The organism is Glycomyces endophyticus, from assembly GCF_039531525.1.
In the GTDB taxonomy this organism is placed as follows: domain Bacteria; phylum Actinomycetota; class Actinomycetes; order Mycobacteriales; family Micromonosporaceae; genus Glycomyces; species Glycomyces endophyticus.
In genome coordinates this window covers 74,718-98,200 of record NZ_BAAAQF010000012.1, presented here as the reverse complement: position 1 = coordinate 98,200, position 23,483 = coordinate 74,718, and the positions used below count along the sequence as shown (strand labels likewise).

The following is a 23,483-nucleotide window of genomic DNA, read 5'->3' as shown; positions in this document are numbered from 1 at the left end:
GGAGGCGACCCTTGCAGCACCCCGAAAGGCCCGAAGCCATGAACCCCGACCCCACCGCTCCGCCGGCGGGGCCCTCCGGCCCTGTACCCCAGACGAACCCGCGGCTGGTCGCCGACTTCGCGACCCCCACCGGCCCGGTGCTGCACGGCGCGACCGGGTCGCTGTACGGCGTCGCCGAGGACGGCGTGCCCGGCGACGAGCTCCTCGACGCGCTCGACCTGACCACGCTCGCGGTCAAGCCCGACGGCGGCGCGCAGCACCCCGGCGGGGACGCCTCCAGCGCGGTCGCGGTCCTGCGGCGCAACGGGAGGCCGCGCGGCACCGCGGGCGTGGCGTTCGTGTACCTCCAGGACCTGTTCGCGTCCTGGCCGTACGAGGACGTGGGCATCGACCTCTACCACGAGCGGCTGTGCGCGATCGTGCCGCCGATGCTCACCGAGGCGAACGAGGGCCGCCTGGTGTTCGTGCCGTTCAACGAGCCGGACTGGATCTGGTACGCGCTCAAGGAGGACACGCCCGCGCGGTTCGACCGGTTCATGGCCGACTGGACCACCACGGTGCGGCTGCTGCGCCGCCTCGCGCCCGGGGTGCCGATCGCGGGCCCGAACGAGGCGTACTTCCACGGCCGGTTCCTGCGCCACTTCCTGCGCCGCGCCCGCGACACCGGGACGCTCCCGGAGTGGACCGCCTGGCACGAGCTGTCGCCGAAGTCCCTGGCGGACTTCCGCGGGCACCACGCCGAGTACCGGGAGCTGGAGCGGTCGCTGGGCATCGAGCCGCGGCCGGTGAACATCGACGAGTACGCGAACAACCGGGACCTGTCGGTGCCGGGGCAGCTGGTGCAGTGGGCGGCGCTGTTCGAGGACGCGAAGGTCCACGCGGACATGGCGTTCTGGACCGCGGCCGGCGGCTACTCGGGCGCGGCGCCGCAGACGAACGTGCCGAGCGGGGCGTGGTGGCTCCTCAAGGCCTACTCGGGGATGACCGGCACGACGGTGCGGGTCACGCCGCCGCAGCCCGACACCCCGGACACGCTGCAGGGCATCGCGAGCCTGGACGCCGCGCGGCGGACCGCGCAGGTCCTCGCGGGCGGGTGCGGCGGGGACTTCACGGTCGCGCTGGAGGGCCTCGACCCGGAGCTGTGGGGCCCGGAGGTGACCGCCACAGTGCACCGGATCGACTGGACCGGGTACGAGGGGGCCGCGGGGCCGCCGGTCGCGCTGAGCCGGGTCACCGGACCGCCGGATCGCCTCGAAGTGCATGTGCCGCAAGCGGACCGGATGGCCGCGTACTGGATCGCGATCGCCCCGGGGACGGCTCCGGCGCTGGAGGCGCCGCCGTGGCGGGGCTCCTGGGAGGCCGAGCACGCGCGGATCACCTCCGGCGAGGTCGCCAGGCAGGGCCACCCGGGCGAGGGCGACGGGTTCGCCGCCTCCGGCGAGCACGACGTGAGCGGCCTGAACATGAACGACTCGGCCGTGACCTTCACCGTCGAGGTCCCCGCCGCCGGCGGGTACGACCTGGCGGTCTTCTACTCCCACATGTACGGCCGCGGGGCCGAGGCCACCGAGCCGCAGCCCGCGCAGCAGGTCCTGGCCGTCAACGGGGCCGAGCGGTTCGTGGAGTACCCGTCGACGATGAACTGGCAGCACCGCTCGATCGTGCACGTCCCGGTGCGCTTGCGCGCGGGCGAGAACACCGTGGAGCTGTCGAAGTCCGGCGCGATCGGGACGGCGCGCGGCGAGGTCGCGCTCGACAAGATCGTCCTGACCGAGGACCGCCCCGAGCGGGGCTCCTACGACGGCGCGTTCGCGCGCCGGGACGCCGACGACGGCGAGGACCCCGTGTTCGACGTGTACGCCGCCGAGGACCGGTACCACCGGATCACCGGCGCCGACCGCGGCGTGCTGCTGGGGCCGCAGAACCAGTGCGTCCCGGTGGACCTGTCGCGGCCGGTGTTCCTGCACGCCGGGATCAACCGGCTGCGGGCGGCGGCGGCGCGCCTCGGCGTCGAGCCGGCCGAGGGGCCCGGGTTCGTGGAGGTCGACGCCGCCGAGGCGGTGCGCTCGGGCGGCTCGTGCCTCATCGTCAACGACTTCGCGCACCGCGGCCACGTGATCGGCTGGAACGGGCGCGGCGCGGGCGCGGCCATCGCGTTCGAGGCCGCCGCGGGCCCGCACGCGCTCATCGTCAGCTACGCGAACGGGGAGCGCGCCGAGGGACATCAGTACAATGTGGACATCGTCACGCGCCACTGCGACCTGGTGGTCAACGGGAAGCCCGCCGGCCGGTATCCGATGCGCGGGACCTGGACCTGGAACGACTTCTGGACGTACCCGATGATCGTGGACCTCGCGGCGGGGCGCAACACGATCGCGTTCGGCAACGAGCGCGGCCCGACGGCCGAGTTCGAGCGGTTCCGGATCGCCCCGCTCAACCCCTGAGCGGGGCGGGCGGTCCGGGCCCGCCGGCCCGCGCCGTGCGGCGCGGGCCGGTGTCGCGGCCTACTGGGAGGCGAGGCCGTCGAGGACCGAGTACTGGGCGTCGGTGAGGACGACCTCGCGGGCGGCGACGTTCTCCTCCAGGTGCGCGATCGAGCTGGTGCCGGGGATCGGCACGATGTTGCCGGAGCGGCGCAGGAGCCACGCGAGCGCGGTCTGGGCGGGGGTCGCGCCGACCTCGGCGGCGATCTTGCCGACGGGCCCGTCGGGGCCGGCGTGCTCGCCGGCGGCGATCGGGAACCACGGGATGAAGGCGATGCCGCGCTCGGCCGTGTACTCGAGGACGGCCTCGCTCTGGCGGTTGACGAGGTTGTAGAGGTTCTGGACGCTCGCGATCGGGGCGACGGCCTCGGCCTCCTGCAGCTGCGCCACGGTGACCTCGGAGAGGCCGATGTGGCGGATCTTGCCCTGCCGCTGGAGGTCGGCGACCGTGGCGATCTGGTCGGCGATCGGGAGGGCGGGGTCGAGGCGGTGGAGCTGGTAGAGGTCGATCGTCTCGACGCCGAGGCGGCGCAGGCTGAGTTCGACCTGCTGGCGGATGTAGGCGGGCTGCCCGAACGGGACCCACTCCTCGGGCGAGGGGCGGGTGTTGCCGCCCTTGGTGGCGACGACGAGGCCGTCGGCGTAGGGCCGGAGCGCCTCGGCGATGAGTTTCTCGTTGTCGCCCAGGGCGTACGAGTCGGCGGTGTCGATGAAGTTCACGCCGAGCTCGACGGCGCGGCGCAGGACCGCTATCGCGGCGGCGCGGTCCTTCGGCGGCGTGAAGATGCCGGGGTCGCCGCTGAGGCGCATGGCGCCGTAGCCCAGGCGGTTCACGGTCAGGTCGCCGCCGATGACGATGTCGCTCATGGTGATGCCTTCTCTCAGTGCTTCGGTGCACGGTCCAACCGCCGGGGCGGGGCGGAATGTTCCCGGACGGGTGGTATCTCGTCGGTCACAGCGACACCGCGGACCACGGCGCGAATCGGTGGGAATCGGATGCGAGACTCGGGGGCATGATCAAAGGCTTCAAAGAGTTCCTGATGCGCGGCAACGTGGTCGAACTGGCCGTCGCGGTGGTCATGGGCGCCGCGATGACCGCGCTCGTGGCGTCGTTCGGCGACGCGTTCCTCAACCCGCTCATCACCCTGGTGACGGGCGGGGGCGACGTCGGCGGCAGCTTCACGGTCAACGGCGTCGAGTTCCCGTACGGCGTGTTCATCAACGGGCTGCTGGTGTTCTTCCTGACGGCGCTCGCCGTGTACTTCGTGATCGTGCTGCCGATGAACAAGCTCCGCGAGCGGTTCGCGCCGCCGGAGGAGGCGGTCGTGGAGGAGCTCGCCCGCGAGGTGGTGGTGCTCGAGGAGATCCGCGACCTGCTGCGCGAGCAGCGCCAAGGCCGGGGCCCGTCCGGGCCCGGGGGGCTGTAGCGCCGGTTTCGGGGGCGGCGGCCNGGCCGGGGGCATCCCCCCGGCCGCCGCCCCTTGCCAGTGCCGCACCGGTTTGGGAGGCTGGACGCCACCGACCTCGACTGGAGGACCGCCGCCATGCCGACCTCGATTCCCCTGGGCGCCCCGATCTGGGCCGACGCCGTGACCCCGGACCTGTCCGGGGACGTGGACTTCTACATGCGCCTGTTCAACTGGGCCGCGTTCGACTCGGGCGAGCAGTTCGGGCACTACACGGAGCTGTGCCTGGGCTCCACGGTGTCCGAGGCGCGGGCGGTGGCGGGGATCGCCGAGCGCCCGTCGGGCGAGCCGGGCTCGTCGTGGGGCGTGGCGTTCCACGCGGGCGACTGCGTCCGGGCGGTGGCGGAGGCGGAGAAGCTGGGGGCGGTGATCACGAGCAACCCGATCCGGGTCGGGGACGACCTGGTGTACGCGGCGCTGAAGGACCCCGACGGCGGGGCGTTCGGGCTGTTCGAGCCGCTGAGCGACAAGGTGGGGTTCACGGCCCGGAACGAGCCGGGCGCGGTCGTGTGGTTCGAGTACGTGTACGACGGGGCGCCGGTGGAGGCGATGCAGTTCTACTCGGAGCTGCTGAACTGGTCGCTGAAGGACCCGGAGGGCGCGGAGCCGGCGCGGGACGCGCCGTACGTGGGGCTGTGGACCCATGAGGGGCATGCGATCACGGGCCACCGGGTGGAGTTCGGGGGCGCGCGGATGGCGCTGGGGCCGGAGCTGAAGATGAAGCCGCACTGGGCGGTGTGCTTCGGGACGGACTCGGTGGACCTGACGGCGGCGAAAGCGGTGGACCTGGGCGGGTCGGTCGCGGTGGCGCCGGTGGACGACCCGGGCGGGCGGATGGCGGTGCTGGCGTCGCCGACGGGGGCGTTCTTCACGGTCATGTCGACGCGGGAGTAGGCGCCGCGACCGCCGGTGTCCGCGGGCGGGCCGTGCCCGGTCCCGCCGTTTCGCGCTCGCGTGTCGCACCCCTGTGCGACGGTGGCAGGGTCACGACCGACCCTGCGAAGGAGCAGCGAGCCATGGCACCGATTCCACTGGGAGCACCGATCTGGTCGGACTCCATGACCACCGAACTCGCGGCCGACACCGCGTTCTACGAGGGCCTGTTCGGCTGGGACTCCGAGAACGCCGGCGAGGAGTTCGGCGAGTTCACGACGTTCTCGCTCGGCGGGCGCCCGGTCATGGGCATCGCGCCGTGCCCGCCGGGCACGGACCCCTCGCGCAGCTGGAACCTGTACTTCGCCGTCGCCGACGCGGCGGCCTCCGCCGCACTGGCGTCGCGCCTGGGCGGGACCGTGGTCCACGGGCCCGAGGAGGTGCCGGGGATGCTCCGCTTCGCGATGGTGAACGACCCGAACGGGGCGGCGTTCGGGATCATGGAGGCCATCGACCCGGCGAACGGCTTCGGTGTGTGGGGCGAGCCGGGGTCGGTGTCCTGGGCGGAGTACCACTTCGACGGCGCCCCGGCCGACGCGATGCGCTTCTACGCGGACCTGCTGGGCTGGAACGCGGTGACCCCGCCGTGGGAGGACCCGGCGAACGAGCGGCCGTACGCGGCGCTGAGCCCGGGCTCGGGCGGCGCGGAGTTCGGCGGCTGCCATGCGGCGGAGGGGTTCGAGAAGGGCCTGCCGCCGCAGTGGAGCGTCATGGTCGCGGTGGAGGACGCCGACGCGGTGTGCGCGCGGGCGAAGGAGCTGAGCGGCTCGGTGGCGGCCGAGCCGATGGACGTGCCGGGCCTGCGGGTCGCGGGCGTCGCGGCGCCGGGAGGCACGGTGGTGGCGGTCCACTCGCCGCGTCCCTGGGAGTAGCGGTGTGATCGAGGGCCCCGCCGCGGCGGGGCCTTCGTCGGCGCCGTCAGCGCCGCCGGGCGCGGGGCAGGGAGACGGCGGCCATGGCGGCGAGGGTCATGGCGATCATGGCGGCGGCCGGGGCGAGGGCGGCGAGGGGCGCGCGTTCAAGGTAGGGCAGGGAGCGGGCGAGGCTCGCGCCCCATTCGGGCGAGTCGGGGCCGGCGCCGAGGCCGAGGAAGCCGAGCGAGGCGATGCCGAGTGCCATGCCGGGCAGGCGGAGTCCGGCGTGGGAGGCGAGCGGTCCGGCGACGAGCGGGAGGGTGTGGCGGCGCAGCACCCACCAGCGGCCGGCGCCGAGGGCGAGGCGGGCTTCGAGGTGCCCGGCGGTGCGGGCGCGGGCGGCGAGTTCGGCGGCGTGCGCGGCGAGCGGGGGCCAGGAGACGGCGACGACCGCGAGGACGGCGCCCCACGGGCCGCGGCCGAGGAGCACGACGACGAGCATCCCGGCGATGGCGACGGGGAACGAGTTGCAGGCTTCGGCGAGGGGGTGCGCGAGGCGCGGGACGAAGCCGAGGGCCAGCGCGAGGAGGTAGGAGAGGGCGCAGGCGGCGACCGCCGCACCGATCGTCCACTGTGCTCCTTGGCCGAGGCGGGCGAGGACGTCGCGGCCGAGTTCGTCGGTGCCGAGCCAGTGCGCGGCGGCGGGTGCTTCGAGGCGGGAGCCGGTGGCGACGGCGCCGGAGCGGGCGAGGCCGTAGGCGACGGCGATGAGCAGGGGCCCTGCGGTGCAGGCGATCCAGAGGGCGCCGGCGCGGCGGGAGCCGCGGACGGGCGGCACGGCGGGGGCGGTGGTGCCGTCGGGTCCGGCGAGGCGGTGGGCGGCGGCGCGGGCGGCGAGCCCGGCGGCGAAGCCGAGGCCGACGAGGAGCGCGGTGCAGGCCTGGAGGACGGGGAGGTCTTGGGCGTCGGCGGCGTCGAGGGCGGCGCGGCCGAGGCCGGGGACGGCGAAGACGGTCTCGACGGCGACGGCGGCGCCGGTGATGGAGACGGCGATGATCGCGAACTGCGGGAGCAGGGGCGGGAGGGCGCGGCGCAGGAGGCCGCGGGCGATGCGGCGGCGGGTGTACCCGGCGGTGCGCCATTGGCGGACCCAGTCTTCGGCGGCGACCTGGCCGATGGCGTCGCGGCCGAGGCGGGCGAGGACGCCGCCGCCGGAGAGGCCCATGGCGAGGGCGGGGAGGACGAGGTGCTGCGGTCCACTGAAGCCGTAGGCGGGGAGGAGGCCGAGCCAGGCGGCGAACACGGCGACGCCGAGGGCGGCGACGAGGAACTCGGGGAGGGCGGCGAGTCCGGCGACGGCGATGCCGCCGGTGCCGACCGCCCGGCCGTCGGCGCCGCGGCGGAGCGCGGGTGCGGCGGCGGCGCAGGCGATGGCGAGGACGACGGCGAGGGCCGCGCCCATGACGGTCAGGGACGTGCCGAAGGCGGGGAGGACGGTGGCGGCGACGGGTTCGCCGCTGACCCAGGAGGTGCCGAGGTCGCCGCGGGCGAGGCCGGCGGCCCGGTCGCGGAGGATCGCGAGTGGTCCGGCGTCGAGGCCGAGGTCGGCGCGGATCGCGTCGAGGGCGGTGTCGGTCGCCTCGCGGCCGGGGTACCGGGCGCGCAGGACGGTGAGGGCGGGGTCGCGGCGGGCGAGCCAGGGCATGAGGCCGATCGCGGCGAGCACGGCCGCGAGGACCGCGACCCGCGTCAGGAGCCCCCGGAGCAGCGCCATCTACGGCCGGTCCGGGGCGGCGGGGCGGCGCACTGCGACGGGGTGGTCCACGGTGCCGGACAAATCCAGGTCGCGGGGCCGGGCAGGGAGGCCGGGCCGATTCGCGGCGAACGGCCGGTCCGAGTCGCCCGGCAGGTCCGTGGCGGTGCGGCGGTCCGGGGCGGCCGCTTGGGCGCGCGTCCCGTCGTCGCGGTCGGCGTCCCGGCGAGGACCGTTCACGGGGCTATCCGAGGCTCGTGGCGGCGGTGATGATGCGGCGTTCGCGGGGGTCGCTGGCGACGTCGGTGACGCCGGTCGCGACGCCGGTGACGAGGCGCTCGTGGGCGACGGGGATGACGGCGACGGTGGCGAGGACGACCGCTTCGGCGTCGAGGACGGCGCTCTGGCGGTCGGCGGCCGAGGCGATCGCGGCGACGGCCGCGTCGACGGCGGGGTCGCGCAGCTGGGAAACGTTGAAGCCGCCGTCGCCGGTGAAGTCGGAGTCGAGGTAGGTGTAGGCGTCGCCGGAGTCCTGGACGACGGAGCGGGACATGAGGAAGAGGTCGAAGGCCCCGGCGAGCATGTCGGGCTCGATGTCGTTGTACTCGCGGACCTCGGTGGCGACGGCGAACCCGGCGGCCTCCAGCTGGGAGGCGAGGACGGTGAGGGCCTCGGGGAGCTCGGCGCGGTTGGAGTAGGTGGCGAGGGTGAGGGTCTCGCCGCCGGGGGCGGCGGCCGCGGGGAGGGTGTGGGGCCGGTGGTCGGCGGCCCAGGCGAGGGCGGGGCCGAAGAGGCCTTCGGGGGCGTCGGCGCGGCCTTCGTAGATGTCGTCGACGATCGGGGCGGGGTCGATCGCGGCGGCGACGGCGGCGCGGAGCGCGGGGTCGGCGAGGGGGCCGCCGCCGGTGTTCAGGTAGAGGCTGACGGTGCGGCCGGTGGGGGCGTCCTGGAGCCGGGAGTCGTCGAGGTTCGCGATCTGGGCGTAGGGGACGGCCTCGATGACGTGGGCCTCGCCGGAGCGGAGCGCGGCGACGCGGGTGGCGGCGTCGGGGACGTAGTCGGCGCGGTAGCCGGCCATGGCGGCGGGCTCGCCCCAGTAGTCGTCGTGGCGTTCGAGTTCGACGCCGGTGGAGGTGGACTCGGCGATCGCGTACGGCCCGGTGGCGTGGCCGACGGGGTCGACGGTCTCCCCGGTGTAGGCGGCGGGCGCGAGGATCGCGAGCTGGGGACTGGAGAGGCGCTGCGGGAGGACGGGGTCGGGGGCGGCGGTGGCGACGCGGAGGGTGAGGTCGCCGGTGGCCTCGGCGGTGAGGCCGATGCCGTCGATGACGCGGGGCGCGGCGGCGGCGTTCGCGGCGGCGGTGAGCGCCGCGGCCGCGGCGGCCGCGTCGAGGGCGGTGCCGTCGTGGAAGCGCACGCCGTCGCGGAGGGTCAGGTCCCAGGAGCCGTCCTCGGCCTGGGCCCAGTCGGTGGCGAGGAAGGCGACGGGCAGTCCGTCGTCGTCGAGGCCGAGGAGGGTCTCGGCGACGGACCAGCGGGCGAGGAGGAACGCGTCCTCGGAGTGGGGCGAGAGGCCGGCGGCGGGGGTGAGGGCGTTGGCGAGGACGAGTCGGCCGGCGCCCCCTTCGTCGGCGGCGAAGCAGCCGGAGGCGGCGAAGGCCAGGCCGAGCGGGGCGGTGGCGGCGAGCAGGGCGCGCCGGGACAGGGCCTTCTCGGGCAGCGGCATGGGAGTGGGCCTCGTCTCTCGTCGCGATGTCCTGCTTATTGCAAATCGAGTGCAATAATGGCACACATGTCGAGTACCGCAACCGCGAGTGACGTCAGAGGTGTATCGGGTTACGTTCTGCGCCAAGCGGAACCGTCAGACCTCGCCCAGGCCCGCTCAGTGATGCTCGACACCGTCTACCGGGACTTCGGGCACGGCTACCTGCCGCAGTGGCACTCCGACATCATCGACCTCGAGGCGTTCTACCTGGCGCCCGAGGACAACACGCTCCTCATCGCCGAGCAGGGCGGCGCGGTCGTCGCGACCGCCGGCGTGCGCGGGCAGACCCCGACATCCCCGCCGCACCCGCCCGAGGTCGCGGCCCGCTTCGAGGAGGGCCGCACCGCGAGCCTGTACCGCGTGTACGTGCGGCCCGAGCACCGCCGCCGCGGCCTCGCGGGCGCGCTCGTCGACGCGTGCCTGGCGTTCGCGGCCTCGCGCGACCGGTACACGGGCGTGTACCTGCACACCGACGCGCGCACGCCGGGCGCGGTCGAGTTCTGGTCGCGGCGCGGCCGGGTCCTGTTCGACGAGCGCTCCGCCGTCAACGAGGCGGGCGACGGCGGCGAGCCGTTCCAGACCGTCCACTTCGAACTGGCGCTGCCCGGTCAGTCCTCGTAGGGCAGCCCCACGTAGTTCTCGGCCAGCGCGGTCGCCTGCGCCTTCGAGCGCGCCGTGAACTCCAGGTGCGATCGCTGGAGCCGCCGGTCGTAGGCGTCCGCGCCGTCGAAGCGGTGCAGGAGCGTCGTCATCCACCACGAGAAGTGCTGCGCGCGCCAGACCCGCTTCAGGCAGGTCGCCGAGTACGCGTCGAGGAGCCCGTCGGCGCCGGTCCGGTAGTGCTCCCCCAGGGCGCGGGCGAGGACCCGCACGTCGGCGACGGCGAGGTTGAGGCCCTTCGCGCCGGTGGGCGGCACGATGTGCGCGGCGTCCCCCGCGAGGAGCAGGCGGCCGAAGCGCATGGGCTCGGCCACGAACGAGCGCATCGCGGCCACGTCGACGGCGGTGATCGGCCCGGTGGCGAGGGTGAAGCCGGGGACGGTCTCGTGGCGGGCCTTGAGCTCGGCCCAGATCGCGTCCTCGCTCCAGTCCTCGGGGGCGGTCTCGGGCGGGACCTGGAGGTAGAAGCGGCTGACGGTGTCGCTGCGCATGGAGTGCAGGGAGAAGCCGCGCTCGGAGGCGGCGTAGACGAGCTCGGGGGCCGAGGGCGCGACGTCGGCGAGGATGCCGAGCCACGCGAACGGGTAGGTCTTCTCGAAGACGGCGAGGTGCGGGGCGACCGCTTCGCGCGAGATCCCGTGGAAGCCGTCGCATCCGGCGATGAAGTCGCAGTCGAGGCGCTCGCCGCCGAAGGCGAGCCAGGGGTCGGTGTCGAGGCCGCCGATCGCGACGTCCTCGACCTCGAAGCGGAGGTCGACGCCCGCGGCGAGGTTCGCGGCGACGAGGTCCTTGACGACCTCCTGCTGGCCGTAGACGGTGATGGCCCGCCCGGGCACGAGCTCGTCGAAGGCGATCCGGTGGCCCTCGCCGCCGAAGCGCAGCTCGATCCCGTGGTGGACATGGCCTTCGGCGCGCATCCGCTCCCCCACGCCGGCGGCGGTGAGGGTGTCGACGGTGCCCTGCTCGAGGACGCCGGCGCGCACCCGCGACTCGCAGTGGGCGCGGCTGCGGCGCTCCACGACGACGACGTCGATCCCCTGGGAGGCCAGGAGGTGCGCGAGGAGGAGCCCCGCGGGTCCGGCGCCGATGATCGCCACGCTGGTCTTCACCGGTGCCTCCTCACGCGCCGCCCCGCTTGGCGGCCTGGATCTCCCGCCACACGGCGCCGCGGAGCTTCGCGAACGCGGGGCCGGAGCGGGTCTCGAGCTGGTCGCGGTCGGGGCCGAGGTCGATGTGGATCTCGGCGCGGAGCGTGGTGGGCGGGGAGGAGAGGACGAGGACGCGCTGGCCGAGGTAGACGGACTCGTCGATGTCGTGGGTGATGAAGACGACGGTGATGCCGAGGCGGGACCACAGGTCGCGGATGAGGTCTTCGAGGTCGGCGCGGGTCTGGGCGTCGACGGCGGCGAAGGGCTCGTCCATGAGCAGGAGGCGGGGGCGGAAGGCGACGGCGCGGGCGATGGCGACGCGCTGCTGCATGCCGCCGGAGAGCTGCCAGGGCCAGACCCGTTCCTTCCCTTCGAGGTCGACGAGGCGGAGGGCTTCGGCGACGCGGTCGCGGCGTTCGGCGCGGGTGAGGTGCAGGCGCTTGAGCGGGAGTTCGACGTTGGCGCCGACGCGCATCCACGGGAAGAGGCTGCGGCCGTACTCCTGGAAGACGACGGCGGTGTCCTCGGGCGGGCCGTCGACCTCGCGGCCGTCGACGAGGGCGCGGCCGCGGGTGGGGGCGAGGAGCCCGGCGCACATGCGCAGGAGCGTGGTCTTGCCGCATCCGGAGGGGCCGACGACGCAGACCAGCTCCCCTTCGGCCACTTGGAAGCTGAGGGAGTCGACGGCGGTGTGCACGCGGCCGTCGACGCGGTAGTCCTTGCCGATCCCGGCGACTTCGAGCACTCAGGCCTCCTCGGTTCGCTGATGGTGGTACCAGTGCAGGACGGCACGGTCGAACAGGGCGAACAGCGCGGCGAGGGCCGCGCCGAGGCCGCCCAGGAGCAGGATGCCGCTCCACATCGCGGGGATCGCGTAGCTGCGCTGGAACTGGACGATCGCGAAGCCGAGGCCGGACTGGGCGGCGAACATCTCGCTGATGACCATGAGGATCACGCCGATCGCGAGGGCCTGCCGCATGCCGGTGACGATGCGGGGGCTCGCGCCGGGCAGGACCACCGCGAGGAGGGTCCTGGTGCGGCCCAGGCGGTACGCGGCGGCGGTGTCGAGCTGGACCGGTTCGACGGAGCGGACGCCGGCGACGGTGTTGAGCAGAATCGGCCATACGCAGCCGGAGACGATCACGGCGGTCTTCATGCCGTCGCCGATCCCGGCGAACAGCATGATGACGGGCACGAGCACCGGCGGGGGCACGGCGCGCGCGAACTCGAGGACGGGCTCGGTGAGGTGGAACAGCCAGCGCGTCCGTCCGATGAGGAGCCCGAGGCCGACGCCGGCGGCGCAGGAGGCGGCGTATCCGGCGCCGAGGCGGGCGATGCTGGGGAGGACGTCGTCGCGCCAGCGCTCAGCGGTCCACGTCTCGCCGAACTCGGCGACGATCGCCGACAGCGGCGGGAAGTAGAAGCTGGTGGACCCGGCGGAGGCGATCCACCAGGCGGCGAAGAGGAAGGCGGGCAGGCCGAGCGCCAGGAGCGTCCTGCGGAGCACGGTCACCACTGGGAGCCTCCCCGCACGGCCGGGTGCCAGGCGAGGACCCGGCGTTCGAGGGCGCGCACGCCGAGGTTGACGAGGACGCCGAGGGCGCCGGCGACGAGGATGAGCGCGTACATGCGCTCGGCGGCGCCGGAGGTCTGGGCGACGGCGATCTCGCGGCCGAGGCCGGGCGAGCCGATGACGAGTTCGGCGGTGACGGCGAGGACGAGCGCGACGGTGGCGGCGAGGCGGACGCCGGTCATGAGGTAGGGCAGGGCGGTCGGCCAGGCGAGGCGGGTCAGGCGCTGCCAGGCGGTGAGGCGCAGGCTCTTCGCGGTGTCGGCGGCGACGGGGTCGACGTCGCGGACGCCGGCGAGGACCTGCACGAGGACCTGCCAGAACGCGGCGTAGACGACGAGCAGGAGCGTGGAGGGCAGGCGGGTGCCGAACAGCAGGACCGCCAGGGGCACCAGGGCGACCGAGGGGATCGGGCGGAGGAACTCGATGGTGGAGGCGGTGGCGGCGCGCACGGGCGGGAGCGACCCGATGAGGATGCCGAGGGCGGCGCCCGCGGCGACGGCGATGGCGAGGCCTGCGGCCCAGGCGATGAGCGTGTCGGCGAGGGCCCGCCAGAACTCGGCGCGCGCGAGGTCGTCGGCGAGGGCGCCGAGGACGGCGCCGGTCGTCGGGAAGTAGCGGGGGTTCACCAGGGGCGTGAGCGGGAGGAGCTGTCCGGCGAGCAGGGCCGCGGCGACCCCGGCCGCGCCGAGGAGCAGCGGTGGGACTGGACGCGGCCGGGGTCTGGGAGAGTGGATTCGCTTGACGCCCATGGCTTCAGCGTCTTGGGAACGCTGTGGACTCATGGCAGGAGCGCGTCCACGTCCGGGGGATTCTCGAAGATGCCGTCGGCTTCGCCGAGTTCGGCGAGGCGTTCCACGGAGTCCCGGTTGACGGCTGCGGGAAAGGCCGGCAGGGTCAGGGCCGCGCGGATCTCGGGGCTGATGTCGGTGTAAGTGCCCAGGATATCGCGGACGGCCTCGGGGTTGTCCGTGGCGTACTGGAGGGATTCGGCGATGGCGTCGGCGAACCGCTGCACGAGGTCCGGTCGCTCCTGCACGAGTCTCGTGGTGGCGAAGTAGGCGGCGACGGTGAGGTCGGGGGCGGCGTCCACGTAGTTCCAGGCGACGGGCCGGCCGCCCTCGGCCTCGATGATGGACTTGAAGGGCTCCACGACCCAGGCGGCGTCGACGTTTCCGACGCTGAGCTGCGCGGGCATGTCGGGGAAGCCGACCTCGGTGAACCCGATGCCGCTGGGGTCGCCGCCGGCGAGGCGCACGGACTCGCGGATGGTCGTGTCGCCGATGTTATTGAGGGTGTTGACCGCGACGGTGGCGGCGGCGAGGTCGGCGGCGGTCTGGATCGGGCTGTCGGCGGCGACCATGACGGCGCCGAAGTCCTCGCCTTCGACGCCGGTGGAGGCGACGCCGTTGGCGACGATCTGGATCGGCAGGCCCGAGGACTGGGCGAGGAGCAGCGAGGTGATGTTGGAGAACCCGAAGTCGAACTCCTCGGCGGCCACGCCGGGCACGATCGCGGCGCCGCCCTGGGCGGCGGTCAGCTCGACCTCGATGTCGCGGGCCTCGAAGAAGCCCTGTTGGACGCCGAGGTAGATGGGCGCGACGTCGACGATCGGGATCACCCCGACCGAGACGGCGTCGACGCCGCCTCCTCCGTCGTCCTCCTCCCCGCCGCAGGCGGCGGCCGCGGCGGCGACGGGTGCGAGCGCGAGGGCTGACAGCGCGGATCGACGTTTCATGAGGGTGCCTTCCGAGGAGGAGTGAGGTGACGGCACCGAGTGTTCGCCATGCGAATACTCGTTCACATATCGAAACTAGTTGATCCACCGCCCCCGGTCAAGACCGAATCCCCCGCCGCCCGGCCCCGCCTCGTCAGACCCTCCGGGCATCCTTGAAGCCGGGGGCGGTCCAGATCGGACACACCCGGCCCCGGGGGCCGGCCCGACCCCGGAGACCAGCCCGACCCTGGAGACCAGCCCGGCCCCGCGCATCGGAGCCGACGCCCCGCGATGTCGCACCCCGAAGGCACCCTTGAGACCGGGGGCGGTCCAGATCGGACACACCCGACCTCGGGGGACGGCCCCCCACCCGAATCGCGCGGACCCGTCCTCCTGCACGAGGAAGGGCCGCCCCGGCGGCAGGGCGGCCCTTCTTTCTCGGTTGCGAATCCTGGGTTCGCGACCCGGTCGTCAGCAGTCGCGGGCTGCGAGCGCCTTGTCCGGGTAGTCACTGAAGACGGCGTCGACGCCGAGCGAGTAGAACAGCTCGTACTCCGCCGCGAAGTCGCCCCACGCCGCGCCGCCACCGCCGGTGCGGAAGTCGGCGGGCAGGAACTGGTTCTCGTTGCGGAAGGTCCACACGTGCACGTCCAGACCGCGGTCGTGCGCGCGCTCGACCACGTCGGTCGGCTCCAGCAGGAAGCCGTTCGCGTCGCGCGGGATGATGCGGTTCTTGTTGAGGCTCACCGTGTCCAGGGTGTCGGCGTACTCGTCCAGCTGGGCGTCGGGGATCTCGCCCTGGCCGTCGATGTTGAGCCCGATGCGGTTGTCCACGCGCTCGGCGATGTTGAGCAGGCTCTGGTACTCGAACGACTGGATCCACACCGGCGAGCGCTTCCGGTCGAGGCGGCGCTCCTCCAGCAGGTCGGCGAGCGCGTCCTCGATGCTCTGACCCTTGTCCTCGTAGTAGGACGGGTGCTTCATCTCGGGGTAGGTGATCACCTTGCGGTCGAGGTCGTCCACGTAGTCGAGGACCTCGTCGTAGGTCACGAGCTCGAACTCGCCGTCGTGCGCGGCGCTCTGCGGGCGCACGCTCGGCAGGCGCTCCTCGGCGCGGAGGGTCTTGAGCTCGGCGAGGGTGAAGTCGTCGGCGAAGAAGCCGGTGACGGGCACGCCGTCGATGAGCTTAGTGGTCTTCCGGTCCGCGAACTCGGGGTGCTGGGCGATGTCGGTGGTCTCGTCCAGGACCGGCTCGTGGCGGGCCAGCAGCTCGCCGTCCTTGGTGAGCACCAGGTCCGGCTCGATGACGTCGGCGCCGAGCTCGACGGCCAGCGCGTACGCCTCGAGCGTGTGCTCGGGCAGGTAGCCGCTCGCGCCGCGGTGGGCGATGACGATGGGGTCGTCGTGGTGGCCGTGGCCGGGGTGGTGCGGCTTGGCGGCGGCCGGGGCGGCGATCAGGCCGACCAGCGCGCCGGCGGCGGCGATCGCCGCCGCGCATCGAAGGAGGGCGCCCTTGCGGGACATGTGCGTCCGCCTTTCTCGGGGGGAGGGCCCGATGGGCCCGGGTAACCCTCAGCCAACCGTGCGCACCCGTATTCGCGCCGCCTCAGGGTTGAAAGTCAGCTGAACGGCACTTGAAGCCTGGCTGAAATCGGGCGATTCACCCTACGACGCGCCGACGTCCGAAACGGGGACCGACAGCGCGCACCGGTGCGCCGCGCCGCGGCGTTCAGGGGGCGCCGCCGCGCCCGGGTGCGGGCGGGTGCTCGCGCGACACCGCCGCATCCCGGTCCGGGGAGTCGGTCGCATGCGCTGCAACGGGACCGACGGGCGGGCCGGTTCGGGGAGATGCTCGCGGGCCGCCGCTCCGGCGGTGGCGGCCACCCCGGCATGCGCCACCGCGACCATCGGTCCGGTCACCGGGGCGGCGGCCCGGGCCGAGCGGAGCGGTTCGGCGGTACCGTTCCGATGATTCTGGAACCGGTTTCTGATCTCAGCGCCACATGAGACGCCTGTACAGGGAGAACCACTCTGTTCAGCCTTGAAAAGCGATAGGAACCGCTTTCTATCACATCTTCATACATTCGCCGCCGAACGTCAAGAAGCCCGCGGATATCGATCCCCCGCGCACACGTCGCAGGGCCGGGCCGCTTCGCGGCCCGGCCCTGTCGTACGTCGATCGCTATGCGGCCGTGAGCAGCTGCGAGGCGGCCAGGTCGCGGTAGAGGTCGTCCTTCTCCACCAGTTCGGCATGGGTGCCGACCGCGCGGACGACGCCGGCGTCGAAGACCACGATCTGGTCGGCGCTGGTCACCGTCGACAGCCGGTGGGCCACGACGAGCACGTTGGTGCGCTCGGCCGCGTCGAGCATGACCTGCTTCAGCGAGGCCTCGTTCGCGGCGTCGAGCTGCGAGGTCGCCTCGTCGAGGAGCAGCAGGCGCGGCTTGCGCAGCAGCGCCCGCGCGATCGCGACGCGCTGGCGCTCGCCGCCCGAGAGCGTGGTGCCGCGGTAGCCGATGCGCGATTCGAGGCCGTCGGGCAGCTTCTCGACCAGCTCGGTCAGGCGCGCGGTCTTCACGACCTCCTCGATCTCCGACTCCGTGGCGTCCTGGGCCGCCATCACGAGGTTCTCGCGGAGCGAGCCGTCCAGCACCGGCGCGTCCTGCTCGACGTAGCCGATGATGCCGCGGAGGTCCTCGAGCGGCCAGTCGCGCACGTCGACGCCGTCGACCGCGACGCTGCCGGTGGTCGCCGGGTAGAACCGCTCGATCAGCGAGAACACCGTGGTCTTGCCCGCGCCGGAGGGCCCGACGAGGGCGGTGAGGCCGCGCCCGCTCGACGCGAACGTGACGCCGTGGTGCACGTAGGGCAGGTCCTCGGCGTACCGGAAGGTCACGTCGTCGAACGTCACCCGCGCGGGCCCGGCCGAGGCCGCGGTGCGCGGTTCGCCCTGGGGCGCTTCGGAGTCGAGGTTCGCGACCTCTTCGACGCGGTGGATCGCGGCGAGGCCGGTCTGGAGCTGGGAGAGCGAAGCGACGAGGCCGCTGATCGGGCCCATCAGGTAGAACAGCAGCAGCAGGAAGCCGATGAGGGTGCCGACCTCCATGGCCCCGGAGGCGACACGCGCGCCGCCGACGCCGAGGACCAGCAGGAAGGCGATGTTCACCGGCATGAACGCGGCGACGCCCGCGAGGGCCTCCCACAGCGAGGCCTTCACGCCCTTGTCGCGGGCGGTGGTGGCCGCCCCTTCGAGGCGGGCGATCTCGTGGTCCTCCGCACCGGAGGCCTTGACGGTGCGGAACGCGCTGAAGATGCGCTCCAGCAGCGACCCCATGTCGCCCAGGGCCTTCTGCGAGTCGACCGTGGCGTTCTGGATGCGCGGCATGATGAACAGCATCATGACCGTGACCATGGCGACCATCGCCATGGTGGTGCCGAACAGGACCGGGTCGAGCCAGGCCATGAGGCCGATGCCGCCGATGATCATGAAGGCGTCGGTGACGCCGCCGATGACGGTGGTGCTCGCGACCGTGCGCAGGAGGTTCGTGTCGGAGGTCAGCCGGGAGACCAGGTCGCCGGGCTTGAGCCGGTCGACCTCGGCCACCTGGAGGCGCACGAGCCGCCCGATGAGGTCCTTGCGCACGGTCAGGACGACGTCCTGCCCGGCGATCTGCATGAGGTACGGGCCGACGGCGGTCAGCGCGCCGCCGACCACGACCACGGCCGTGAGGTAGAGGAGCGGCCGGGCGAGCGACTCGTTCGCGGCGAGGGTGTCGATCACGTCCATCGCGATGAGCGGCTGCACGAGGCCGACGATCCCGCCGGCGAAGGAGAGCGCGCCGCCGATGATGAGCAGGCGCAGGTGCTGCCTGGCGTACACCCACAATCGGCCGATCGGGGCCCGCGCCGGGGCCTCGGTGGTGTCGGCGGCCGGAGCCGCCCGGGTGGTGTCGGTCATCCTGGTTCCTTCTTCAGATGCAGCGTCTGCGCTGCGTCCGCCGGGTGTCGCGGACTCTGTCGAAGCTACCCGGGACGACCGACACCGACCTCCGCTTCAGGGAGTAATTCGGACTCCACCGGAGGTCGTAAGACCCTCAGTCCTCGGCCAGCACGATGATCTTGTCGCCCGACTGGAGCAGCATCTGGACCGACTTGTCCGGATTCAGGTGGACGCCGTAGCTCGGCGCCCGCTGCGCCTCGGCGGCGACCCGGTACCCGATCGCGGTCTCGCCGCGGCGGCGCGCCGACTCCGCGACCGTGTAGAAGTTGACCGGCACGCCCGGGCGCACGTAGTGGTCGGCGGGCTTGAGGTAGATCTCCGAGCCCTCCGGGCTGAACAGGTTCCCGAACACGTGCGAGAGGTGCGGGTTCTCGGCGGTCTGGGTGAGCAGCAGGCTGATGAGCTTGTCGCTGACGATGAAGTCGTCGGCCTGCGTGACCTGCGCGAGCGTGCGGTTGCGGTCGTCGGCCATCTCCGACACCACCTTGAAGCGGGTGTTGGAGCGCTGGGACATGTCGCGCAGGTGGAGCAGCGTCACGAGCGTGCGCGAGTCCGCGAGCTGCGGGGCGACGTCGTCAGAGCACAGCGCGATGATGTGGTCGTACGAGCCGGGGTTGAGCGACTCCAGCAGGAGCCGGTCGGTGGTGTCGTCCTGCTTGAAGTTCAGGCCCTGGACGCGCATCGTCGGGCCGATCTTGCGGATCGCCTCGGCCGCGTCCGGGTGGTCGCTGACGACGTCGGTGACCGAGCCGGGCGCGACGTACTGGTCGAGCTGCTCCAGGACCATGCGGGTCTTGGCGTTCCACCCGAGGATGAGCGTGCGCTCGGGCCGGTTCTTGGCCTCGGCGCGGGCCACGATCGCGGACTCGTCGATGACCGGGCGGGAGCCGTCGAGGCGGATCGCGGAGTCGTCGGAGGCGATGAGGATGAGCTTGTCGCCGGGCTGGAGCGCGGCGTTCGAGGGCGGGTTGACGATGCAGCGGCCCTCCTTGGTGAGGACGCCGATCAGCGAGGAGGTCCGGTACGAGTGCAGCGCCTGGCTCAGCGGGCGGCCGAACAGGTTCGGCTCCTCGACCATGTAGATCTCGTCGCCGCCGAAGTCGAGCAGGTCGGTGTAGACGACCGAGAGGCCCGACTGCCGGCAGGTCTGGACCATGAGGCGGGCCATGAGGTCGTTCGCGTCGACGACGTGCGCGCCGCGGCCGCCGGCCAGGCGCGCCGCGGGCAGGTTCCGGCTCTCGGCGACCGCGCCCACGACATGGCACTTCAGGTCCCCTTGGCCCCCTTGGGTGACCGCGAGGAGGCTGCGCACGAGCTGCGCGTCGGGGTCGTCCTCGGCGGAGGTGAGGAGGATGACGCTCTTGGCCTGCCCGGGGTTGACGATCGCGATGTCGTCGGGGTCGGCGGGGTCGCCGGTGCGGCAGACGACGTGCGTGGATTTGAGGTCGGGGAGCTTCGCGCGGACCTCGTCCTCCATCTCGACCTTGTCGCGGTCGGCGAGGATCGCGATGACCGCGCGCTTCTCGCTCTCGTTGGCCTCCACCAGTTCCGATATGACGATGAACACCTGATCGGACCAGCCGAGGATGACGGTGTGGTCCTTCTCGACGACGAGCGAGCGGCCTTTGCGGAGGTCCTCGAGTTTCGCGTCGAGACCGGTGGTGAGCACACCGACGAGCGAGGAGAGGATGACGAGACCGCCGATGGTGGTGATGAACATGATCACCATGTAGGGGCCGTTCTCGCCGTCCCCGGTGATCGTCCCGGCGTCCAGGATGTGGATGAACGAGGTCCACAGAGTACCGCCGAAGCCGTTGCCCTGCCCTGCGATCAGGAGGAATGCGGCACCGATGGCGGTGAGTGCGAGCGTGATGACGGTGAGCCATCCGATGAGCGCTTTCGTACCCTTCGACATGGTGTTGTCGAACCAATAGCGAGCCCGCTGCTTGAATGTCGGATCGGACATCGGGGGCGTCCTTTCTCAGAATGCATGTGTCGTCCGACCGACTCGGGGCGGAGGCGAGTGGGGTCGGGAGGTGTTCGGGGCGTCGACCATTGATAGCGCATTGCGTCCACTGCGACCGGTCGAAGCGAATTCACTACTCGTGGTCACCCGGGGCCGGAGGAGTCGCGGAGGGACGTCGCGAGGGCCGGGGGCGATCACCGATCCACCCTAGAGCGGGCGGCGGGACCGGAGCGGGCGGGCCGCTATCCGGCGGTCTCGGCCACCGGCGCGACGCGGATCGCCAAGCGGGTGTGGCGCTTCGGGACGGTGAAGCGCGGCGCGGCGCCGTCCGCGGGCAGGCCGGCCGCGGCCTCGGACCCGGTGCGGTAGGCGGTGATCCGCAGGCTCACGCCGTCGCGGCACTCGCGGTCCCACAGCTTCGCCTGCGCGGCGACCCGGGAGGCGAGGGCCGCGCCGTCCGGGCCGTGGCCGCGCACGCCGATCTCGTTGCCGCCGGGGACCTTCCGGCACACGACGTACGCGAAGTCGGCGCCCTCGACGACCGCCGGGTTGGCCCAGCGCATGAGCAGCCGCTGGAGGCCGTGGTCGCCGAACGGCGCGCTCATGCGCCCGTATCCGGGGAAAGCGCAGGCGAGCCAGAGCGACAGCTGGGAGGCGTCCTCGTTCACCTTGAGGCGCACCGAGGTCCAGACCGTGGAGCCGCGCCCGTCGAGGGCCCCTTCGGCGCCGGCGGCCTCGACCTCGCTGTCCACGTGGAAGGTGAGGATGCGGCCGCTGGAGAGCTCGACGGTGGCGCCCTCGTGGGAGCCCAGGCCGCGCATGGGCATGAAGCCGCAGCTGACGATCGAGCGGCTGCGCATGACGCCGCCGCGGTAGTCGAAGGCCACCGAGTGCTCGCAGCCGCGGATGCTCAGGGGCGCCACGAGGCGGCCGCCGTCGGCGAGCTGGTCCCACCAGGCCGGGGGCAGGTCCCAGGTGCCGACGGTGGCGATGACGCGGTCGTACGGGGCGCCGTCGGGCCAGCCCAGCTCGCCGTCGGCCCGCACGGTGCGCACCCGGCCGCAGCCGGTGTCGTCGAGGGCCCGGCGGGCGCGCTCGACCGTGTCGGCGTCGATGTCGACCGTGGTCACCGAGCCGGAGGGCCCGGCGAGCGCGTCGAGGAGCGCGGCGTTGTAGCCGGTGCCCGCGCCGATCTCCAGGACGCGGTGGCCGGGCCGGACGTCGAGCTGCTCCAGCATCTCGGCCACGATCGCGGGCTGCGAGGCGGAGCTGACGGCGTCGCCGTCGCTGTTGCGCTTGGTCACGTAGACGTCGTCGGCGTAGGCGGCGCGGAGCGTGGCCTCGGGGAGGAAGCGGTGGCGCGGGACGGCGAGCATGGCGGTCTCGACCGATTCGCTCCGGAGCACCCCGCTGGTGCGCAGGCCGCCGACGAGGCGGGTTCGCATCTTATGCGCTTCGTTACCGGAGGTATCGATGTGATCACCCACAAGTCAAGCGTACGTCCGATGTGCCATGTCCGCCTCCTCCACTTCTGCCCCCGAGATCCCCGCCACGCCCGGGGCGGGCCGGGCGCGTCCCGGAGGGGGGCGCGGTGCGGGCGCCTGCTCGCCGCCCTGGTCAGTCGGTGCGGCCGCAGCGCGCGTCGAGCATGGCCCAGAGCGCCTCGCGCTGCGGGTCGGGGACGGGGAGCGGGGTGGCGATGGGGTCGCCGCCGTCGATGACGACCCAGACGGTGAAGCCGAAGGGCTGCTTGGCGTCGCCCACGGCGTGGCCTTCGCAGCGGAAGGCGTCGAAGACGACCGGGACCACGATGGACTCCCCCGGCGCGCCCGCGACGGGCCCGGCCGCGAGGGCCGCGGACTCGACGGTGAACAGGACGCTCCCGCGGACCTCGGTCGCGCCGAGCGCGGCCCCGTCCAGCGGCCGCAGCGTCAGCCCGCCTTCCAGCGTGCCGTCGGCGGCCTCGGTGAGGTCGCCGAGCTCGATCGCGGTGGCGGCGGTGATCGCCTGCGCGGCGCAGGCCTCGCGCAGCAGCCGGTCGAGCGTGCCGCTGGGGTGCGGCAGCGCGGCGACGACCTCGTGGGCCGCGCCGTCCTCGGTCTCGACGTCGAGCACGACGGCGGCGGGCGCGGCGGCCGAGTCGACGCCGTCGGGGCAGCGGGCCTCGCCGTACGAGGCGAACAGGTCGCGGGGGTTCTCGCTCGGCGGCACCTCGTCGTCGAACTCCTGGACGCCGAGGGGCGCGAAGGACTCGCCGAGCAGTTCGAGGCCGCGGACCCGGACCGGGGCGTCGCCGTGGTTGGTCACCGCGATCGCGACGACGCCGGGGGCCATGAAGGACCGGCGGATCTCGGCGGTCGCGGTGAGGTCGGGGGCGGCGGATGGTGCGGCCGTCGCGGGGCCGGCTGGGTCCTCGCGGTCCCCGGCTCCGGCGATGCTCCCGGTGAGGGCAGCGGTGCCGGCGGCGAGGAGGAACGCGCCGATGACGGCGATCCTGGCCCATCGCATGGCGGCTCCCCTGCGTCCGGTGGCGGTGCCCGTCCAGTCTGGCACCGCCGCACCGGGTTGGGAAGCCCCCGGGGCGGGGCGTCAGCGGTTGTGCGCCAACCGCTCCGCGGGGTCGAGGCACCAGGCGAGGGCGGAGGGCCAGTTCCCGTAGCCGTCGTCGTAGGTGATGTGGCCGGCGCCGGGGAGGAGGTCGACGTCGCAGCCGAGCGGGCCGCCGAAGACCGCTTCGGCGCCCTCGGGGCAGTAGGGGTCGTTGTCGGAGCAGGCGAGGCGCGGGGTCGCGGCGGCGAGCTTCAGGCGGCCGAGGTCGAGGGCGGCGGGGTCGAACCCGGCGATCACGTCCCAGTCGAACACGCCGGGCCCGGGCGGGCTCACCAGCAGGAGGCGGTCGGCGGCGGCGGGCACGGCGGCCGAGACGTGCAGCCAGGTGGTGCAGGCGAGGCTGTGGCAGACGACGACCTTCTCGCCGCGCATCAGCTCGAGTTCGGCGAGGACGGCCTCGACCCAGGCCTCCAGCGAGGGCCGGTCGGTGTCCGGGAGCTGGGGGTAGAACACCTGCTCGCCGCGTCCGCGCAGGTCGAGGGCGAGTTCGTTCTGCCAGTGGCCGCCCTGGCGGCGGTTCTCCACGCCGTGGAGGATGAGAAAACTTCGGTTCCACAT

At 73.3% G+C, this 23,483-nt stretch carries 20 protein-coding genes; 5 read left to right on the top strand and 15 right to left on the bottom strand.

Annotated elements, in window-relative coordinates; all coding sequences use genetic code 11:
- Positions 1 to 38 precede the first annotated feature (38 nt).
- Positions 39 to 2,444 carry a carbohydrate-binding protein gene (locus tag ABD419_RS16845; RefSeq protein WP_344488432.1) on the top strand — a complete coding sequence of 802 codons (2,406 nt, stop codon included), beginning with the start codon at positions 39 to 41 and terminating at the stop codon, positions 2,442 to 2,444.
- Between the two features lie 60 nt (positions 2,445 to 2,504).
- Here ABD419_RS16845 and ABD419_RS16840 read toward each other — a convergent pair whose 3' ends face one another.
- On the bottom strand, positions 2,505 to 3,350 hold the full coding sequence (locus ABD419_RS16840; protein ID WP_344488430.1) for an aldo/keto reductase: 846 nt from the start codon (positions 3,348 to 3,350) through the stop codon (positions 2,505 to 2,507).
- A gap of 146 nt (positions 3,351 to 3,496) precedes the next feature.
- Between ABD419_RS16840 and mscL the strand changes: the two genes are divergently transcribed.
- The 3 genes from mscL to ABD419_RS16825 all read left to right on the top strand — a co-directional run bounded on the left by mscL (position 3,497) and on the right by ABD419_RS16825 (position 5,754).
- The gene (gene mscL, locus ABD419_RS16835) at positions 3,497 to 3,910 is read left to right on the top strand and encodes a large conductance mechanosensitive channel protein MscL (RefSeq protein ID WP_344488428.1); all 414 of its coding nucleotides are present in this window, start codon (positions 3,497 to 3,499) and stop codon (positions 3,908 to 3,910) included.
- A gap of 117 nt (positions 3,911 to 4,027) precedes the next feature.
- Complete coding sequence (locus ABD419_RS16830) at positions 4,028 to 4,843, top strand: VOC family protein (RefSeq protein WP_344488426.1); 816 nt, start codon at positions 4,028 to 4,030, stop codon at positions 4,841 to 4,843.
- Positions 4,844 to 4,965: 122 nt separating this feature from the next.
- On the top strand, positions 4,966 to 5,754 hold the full coding sequence (locus ABD419_RS16825; protein ID WP_344488424.1) for a VOC family protein: 789 nt from the start codon (positions 4,966 to 4,968) through the stop codon (positions 5,752 to 5,754).
- A gap of 46 nt (positions 5,755 to 5,800) precedes the next feature.
- Here ABD419_RS16825 and ABD419_RS16820 read toward each other — a convergent pair whose 3' ends face one another.
- From ABD419_RS16820 to ABD419_RS16810, 3 genes are read right to left on the bottom strand one after another with little or no spacing between them, the layout of a single operon-like run.
- Positions 5,801 to 7,510 (bottom strand): ABC transporter permease subunit, encoded by a 1,710-nt coding sequence (locus ABD419_RS16820; protein WP_344488422.1) that lies wholly within the window; start codon positions 7,508 to 7,510, stop codon positions 5,801 to 5,803.
- Entirely contained in the window at positions 7,511 to 7,729 is a 219-nt protein-coding gene (locus ABD419_RS16815) for a hypothetical protein (RefSeq protein WP_344488421.1), read from the bottom strand. It abuts the gene before it with no gap.
- Positions 7,730 to 7,733: 4 nt separating this feature from the next.
- On the bottom strand, positions 7,734 to 9,215 hold the full coding sequence (locus tag ABD419_RS16810; RefSeq protein WP_344488419.1) for an ABC transporter substrate-binding protein: 1,482 nt from the start codon (positions 9,213 to 9,215) through the stop codon (positions 7,734 to 7,736).
- Between the two features lie 162 nt (positions 9,216 to 9,377).
- On the opposite strand from ABD419_RS16810, the gene ABD419_RS16805 reads away from it, so the two are divergent.
- Complete coding sequence (locus tag ABD419_RS16805; protein WP_344488456.1) at positions 9,378 to 9,875, top strand: GNAT family N-acetyltransferase; 498 nt, start codon at positions 9,378 to 9,380, stop codon at positions 9,873 to 9,875.
- Here the strand turns inward: ABD419_RS16805 and ABD419_RS16800 are convergent.
- The 11 genes from ABD419_RS16800 to ABD419_RS16750 form a co-directional block, all read right to left on the bottom strand.
- On the bottom strand, positions 9,863 to 11,023 hold the full coding sequence (locus tag ABD419_RS16800; protein WP_344488417.1) for a 4-hydroxybenzoate 3-monooxygenase: 1,161 nt from the start codon (positions 11,021 to 11,023) through the stop codon (positions 9,863 to 9,865). The two genes, ABD419_RS16805 and ABD419_RS16800, sit on opposite strands and share 13 nt — an antisense overlap.
- A gap of 10 nt (positions 11,024 to 11,033) precedes the next feature.
- Positions 11,034 to 11,807 carry an ABC transporter ATP-binding protein gene (locus ABD419_RS16795; RefSeq protein ID WP_344488415.1) on the bottom strand — a complete coding sequence of 258 codons (774 nt, stop codon included), beginning with the start codon at positions 11,805 to 11,807 and terminating at the stop codon, positions 11,034 to 11,036.
- Entirely contained in the window at positions 11,808 to 12,578 is a 771-nt protein-coding gene (locus tag ABD419_RS16790; protein WP_344488413.1) for an ABC transporter permease, read from the bottom strand.
- Positions 12,572 to 13,384, bottom strand: coding sequence for an ABC transporter permease (locus ABD419_RS16785; protein WP_344488411.1), 813 nt, complete (start codon positions 13,382 to 13,384; stop codon positions 12,572 to 12,574). Before ABD419_RS16785 ends, ABD419_RS16790 begins: the two co-directional genes overlap by 7 nt.
- A gap of 29 nt (positions 13,385 to 13,413) precedes the next feature.
- Complete coding sequence (locus ABD419_RS16780; protein ID WP_344488409.1) at positions 13,414 to 14,370, bottom strand: ABC transporter substrate-binding protein; 957 nt, start codon at positions 14,368 to 14,370, stop codon at positions 13,414 to 13,416.
- 450 nt (positions 14,371 to 14,820) lie between these two features.
- Entirely contained in the window at positions 14,821 to 15,873 is a 1,053-nt protein-coding gene (locus tag ABD419_RS16775) for a glycerophosphodiester phosphodiesterase family protein (RefSeq protein WP_344488407.1), read from the bottom strand.
- Between the two features lie 658 nt (positions 15,874 to 16,531).
- Positions 16,532 to 18,307, bottom strand: a complete 1,776-nt coding sequence (locus tag ABD419_RS16770; RefSeq protein ID WP_344488405.1) for an ABC transporter ATP-binding protein — start codon at positions 18,305 to 18,307, stop codon at positions 16,532 to 16,534.
- A gap of 136 nt (positions 18,308 to 18,443) precedes the next feature.
- Complete coding sequence (locus ABD419_RS16765) at positions 18,444 to 20,315, bottom strand: CASTOR/POLLUX-related putative ion channel (RefSeq protein ID WP_344488403.1); 1,872 nt, start codon at positions 20,313 to 20,315, stop codon at positions 18,444 to 18,446.
- A 242-nt stretch (positions 20,316 to 20,557) separates the two neighbouring features.
- A complete protein-coding gene (gene fxlM / locus ABD419_RS16760; protein WP_344488401.1) occupies positions 20,558 to 21,760 on the bottom strand; it encodes a methyltransferase, FxLD system in 1,203 nt (400 codons plus the stop codon).
- 172 nt (positions 21,761 to 21,932) lie between these two features.
- A complete protein-coding gene (locus ABD419_RS16755) occupies positions 21,933 to 22,823 on the bottom strand; it encodes a hypothetical protein (protein ID WP_344488400.1) in 891 nt (296 codons plus the stop codon).
- A gap of 81 nt (positions 22,824 to 22,904) precedes the next feature.
- Positions 22,905 to 23,483: an RBBP9/YdeN family alpha/beta hydrolase gene (locus tag ABD419_RS16750; protein WP_344488399.1), complete on the bottom strand. Its 579-nt coding sequence runs from the start codon at positions 23,481 to 23,483 to the stop codon at positions 22,905 to 22,907.

What these genes read in the sequence shown, in the direction of transcription:
- mscL (WP_344488428.1), top strand. Translation starts at nt 3,497, where the DNA reads ATGATCAAAGGCTTCAAAGAGTTCCTGATGCGCGGCAACGTGGTCGAA.
- ABD419_RS16805 (WP_344488456.1), top strand. Translation starts at nt 9,378, where the DNA reads ATGCTCGACACCGTCTACCGGGACTTCGGGCACGGCTACCTGCCGCAG.
- ABD419_RS16830 (WP_344488426.1), top strand. Translation starts at nt 4,028, where the DNA reads ATGCCGACCTCGATTCCCCTGGGCGCCCCGATCTGGGCCGACGCCGTG.
- fxlM (WP_344488401.1), bottom strand. Translation starts at nt 21,760, where the DNA reads ATGCGAACCCGCCTCGTCGGCGGCCTGCGCACCAGCGGGGTGCTCCGG.
- ABD419_RS16785 (WP_344488411.1), bottom strand. Translation starts at nt 13,384, where the DNA reads ATGGGCGTCAAGCGAATCCACTCTCCCAGACCCCGGCCGCGTCCAGTC.
- ABD419_RS16770 (WP_344488405.1), bottom strand. Translation starts at nt 18,307, where the DNA reads ATGACCGACACCACCCGGGCGGCTCCGGCCGCCGACACCACCGAGGCC.
- ABD419_RS16780 (WP_344488409.1), bottom strand. Translation starts at nt 14,370, where the DNA reads ATGAAACGTCGATCCGCGCTGTCAGCCCTCGCGCTCGCACCCGTCGCC.
- ABD419_RS16750 (WP_344488399.1), bottom strand. Translation starts at nt 23,483, where the DNA reads ATGTGGAACCGAAGTTTTCTCATCCTCCACGGCGTGGAGAACCGCCGC.
- ABD419_RS16810 (WP_344488419.1), bottom strand. Translation starts at nt 9,215, where the DNA reads ATGCCGCTGCCCGAGAAGGCCCTGTCCCGGCGCGCCCTGCTCGCCGCC.
- ABD419_RS16840 (WP_344488430.1), bottom strand. Translation starts at nt 3,350, where the DNA reads ATGAGCGACATCGTCATCGGCGGCGACCTGACCGTGAACCGCCTGGGC.
- ABD419_RS16775 (WP_344488407.1), bottom strand. Translation starts at nt 15,873, where the DNA reads ATGTCCCGCAAGGGCGCCCTCCTTCGATGCGCGGCGGCGATCGCCGCC.
- ABD419_RS16765 (WP_344488403.1), bottom strand. Translation starts at nt 20,315, where the DNA reads ATGTCCGATCCGACATTCAAGCAGCGGGCTCGCTATTGGTTCGACAAC.
- ABD419_RS16755 (WP_344488400.1), bottom strand. Translation starts at nt 22,823, where the DNA reads ATGCGATGGGCCAGGATCGCCGTCATCGGCGCGTTCCTCCTCGCCGCC.
- ABD419_RS16825 (WP_344488424.1), top strand. Translation starts at nt 4,966, where the DNA reads ATGGCACCGATTCCACTGGGAGCACCGATCTGGTCGGACTCCATGACC.
- ABD419_RS16820 (WP_344488422.1), bottom strand. Translation starts at nt 7,510, where the DNA reads ATGGCGCTGCTCCGGGGGCTCCTGACGCGGGTCGCGGTCCTCGCGGCC.
- ABD419_RS16845 (WP_344488432.1), top strand. Translation starts at nt 39, where the DNA reads ATGAACCCCGACCCCACCGCTCCGCCGGCGGGGCCCTCCGGCCCTGTA.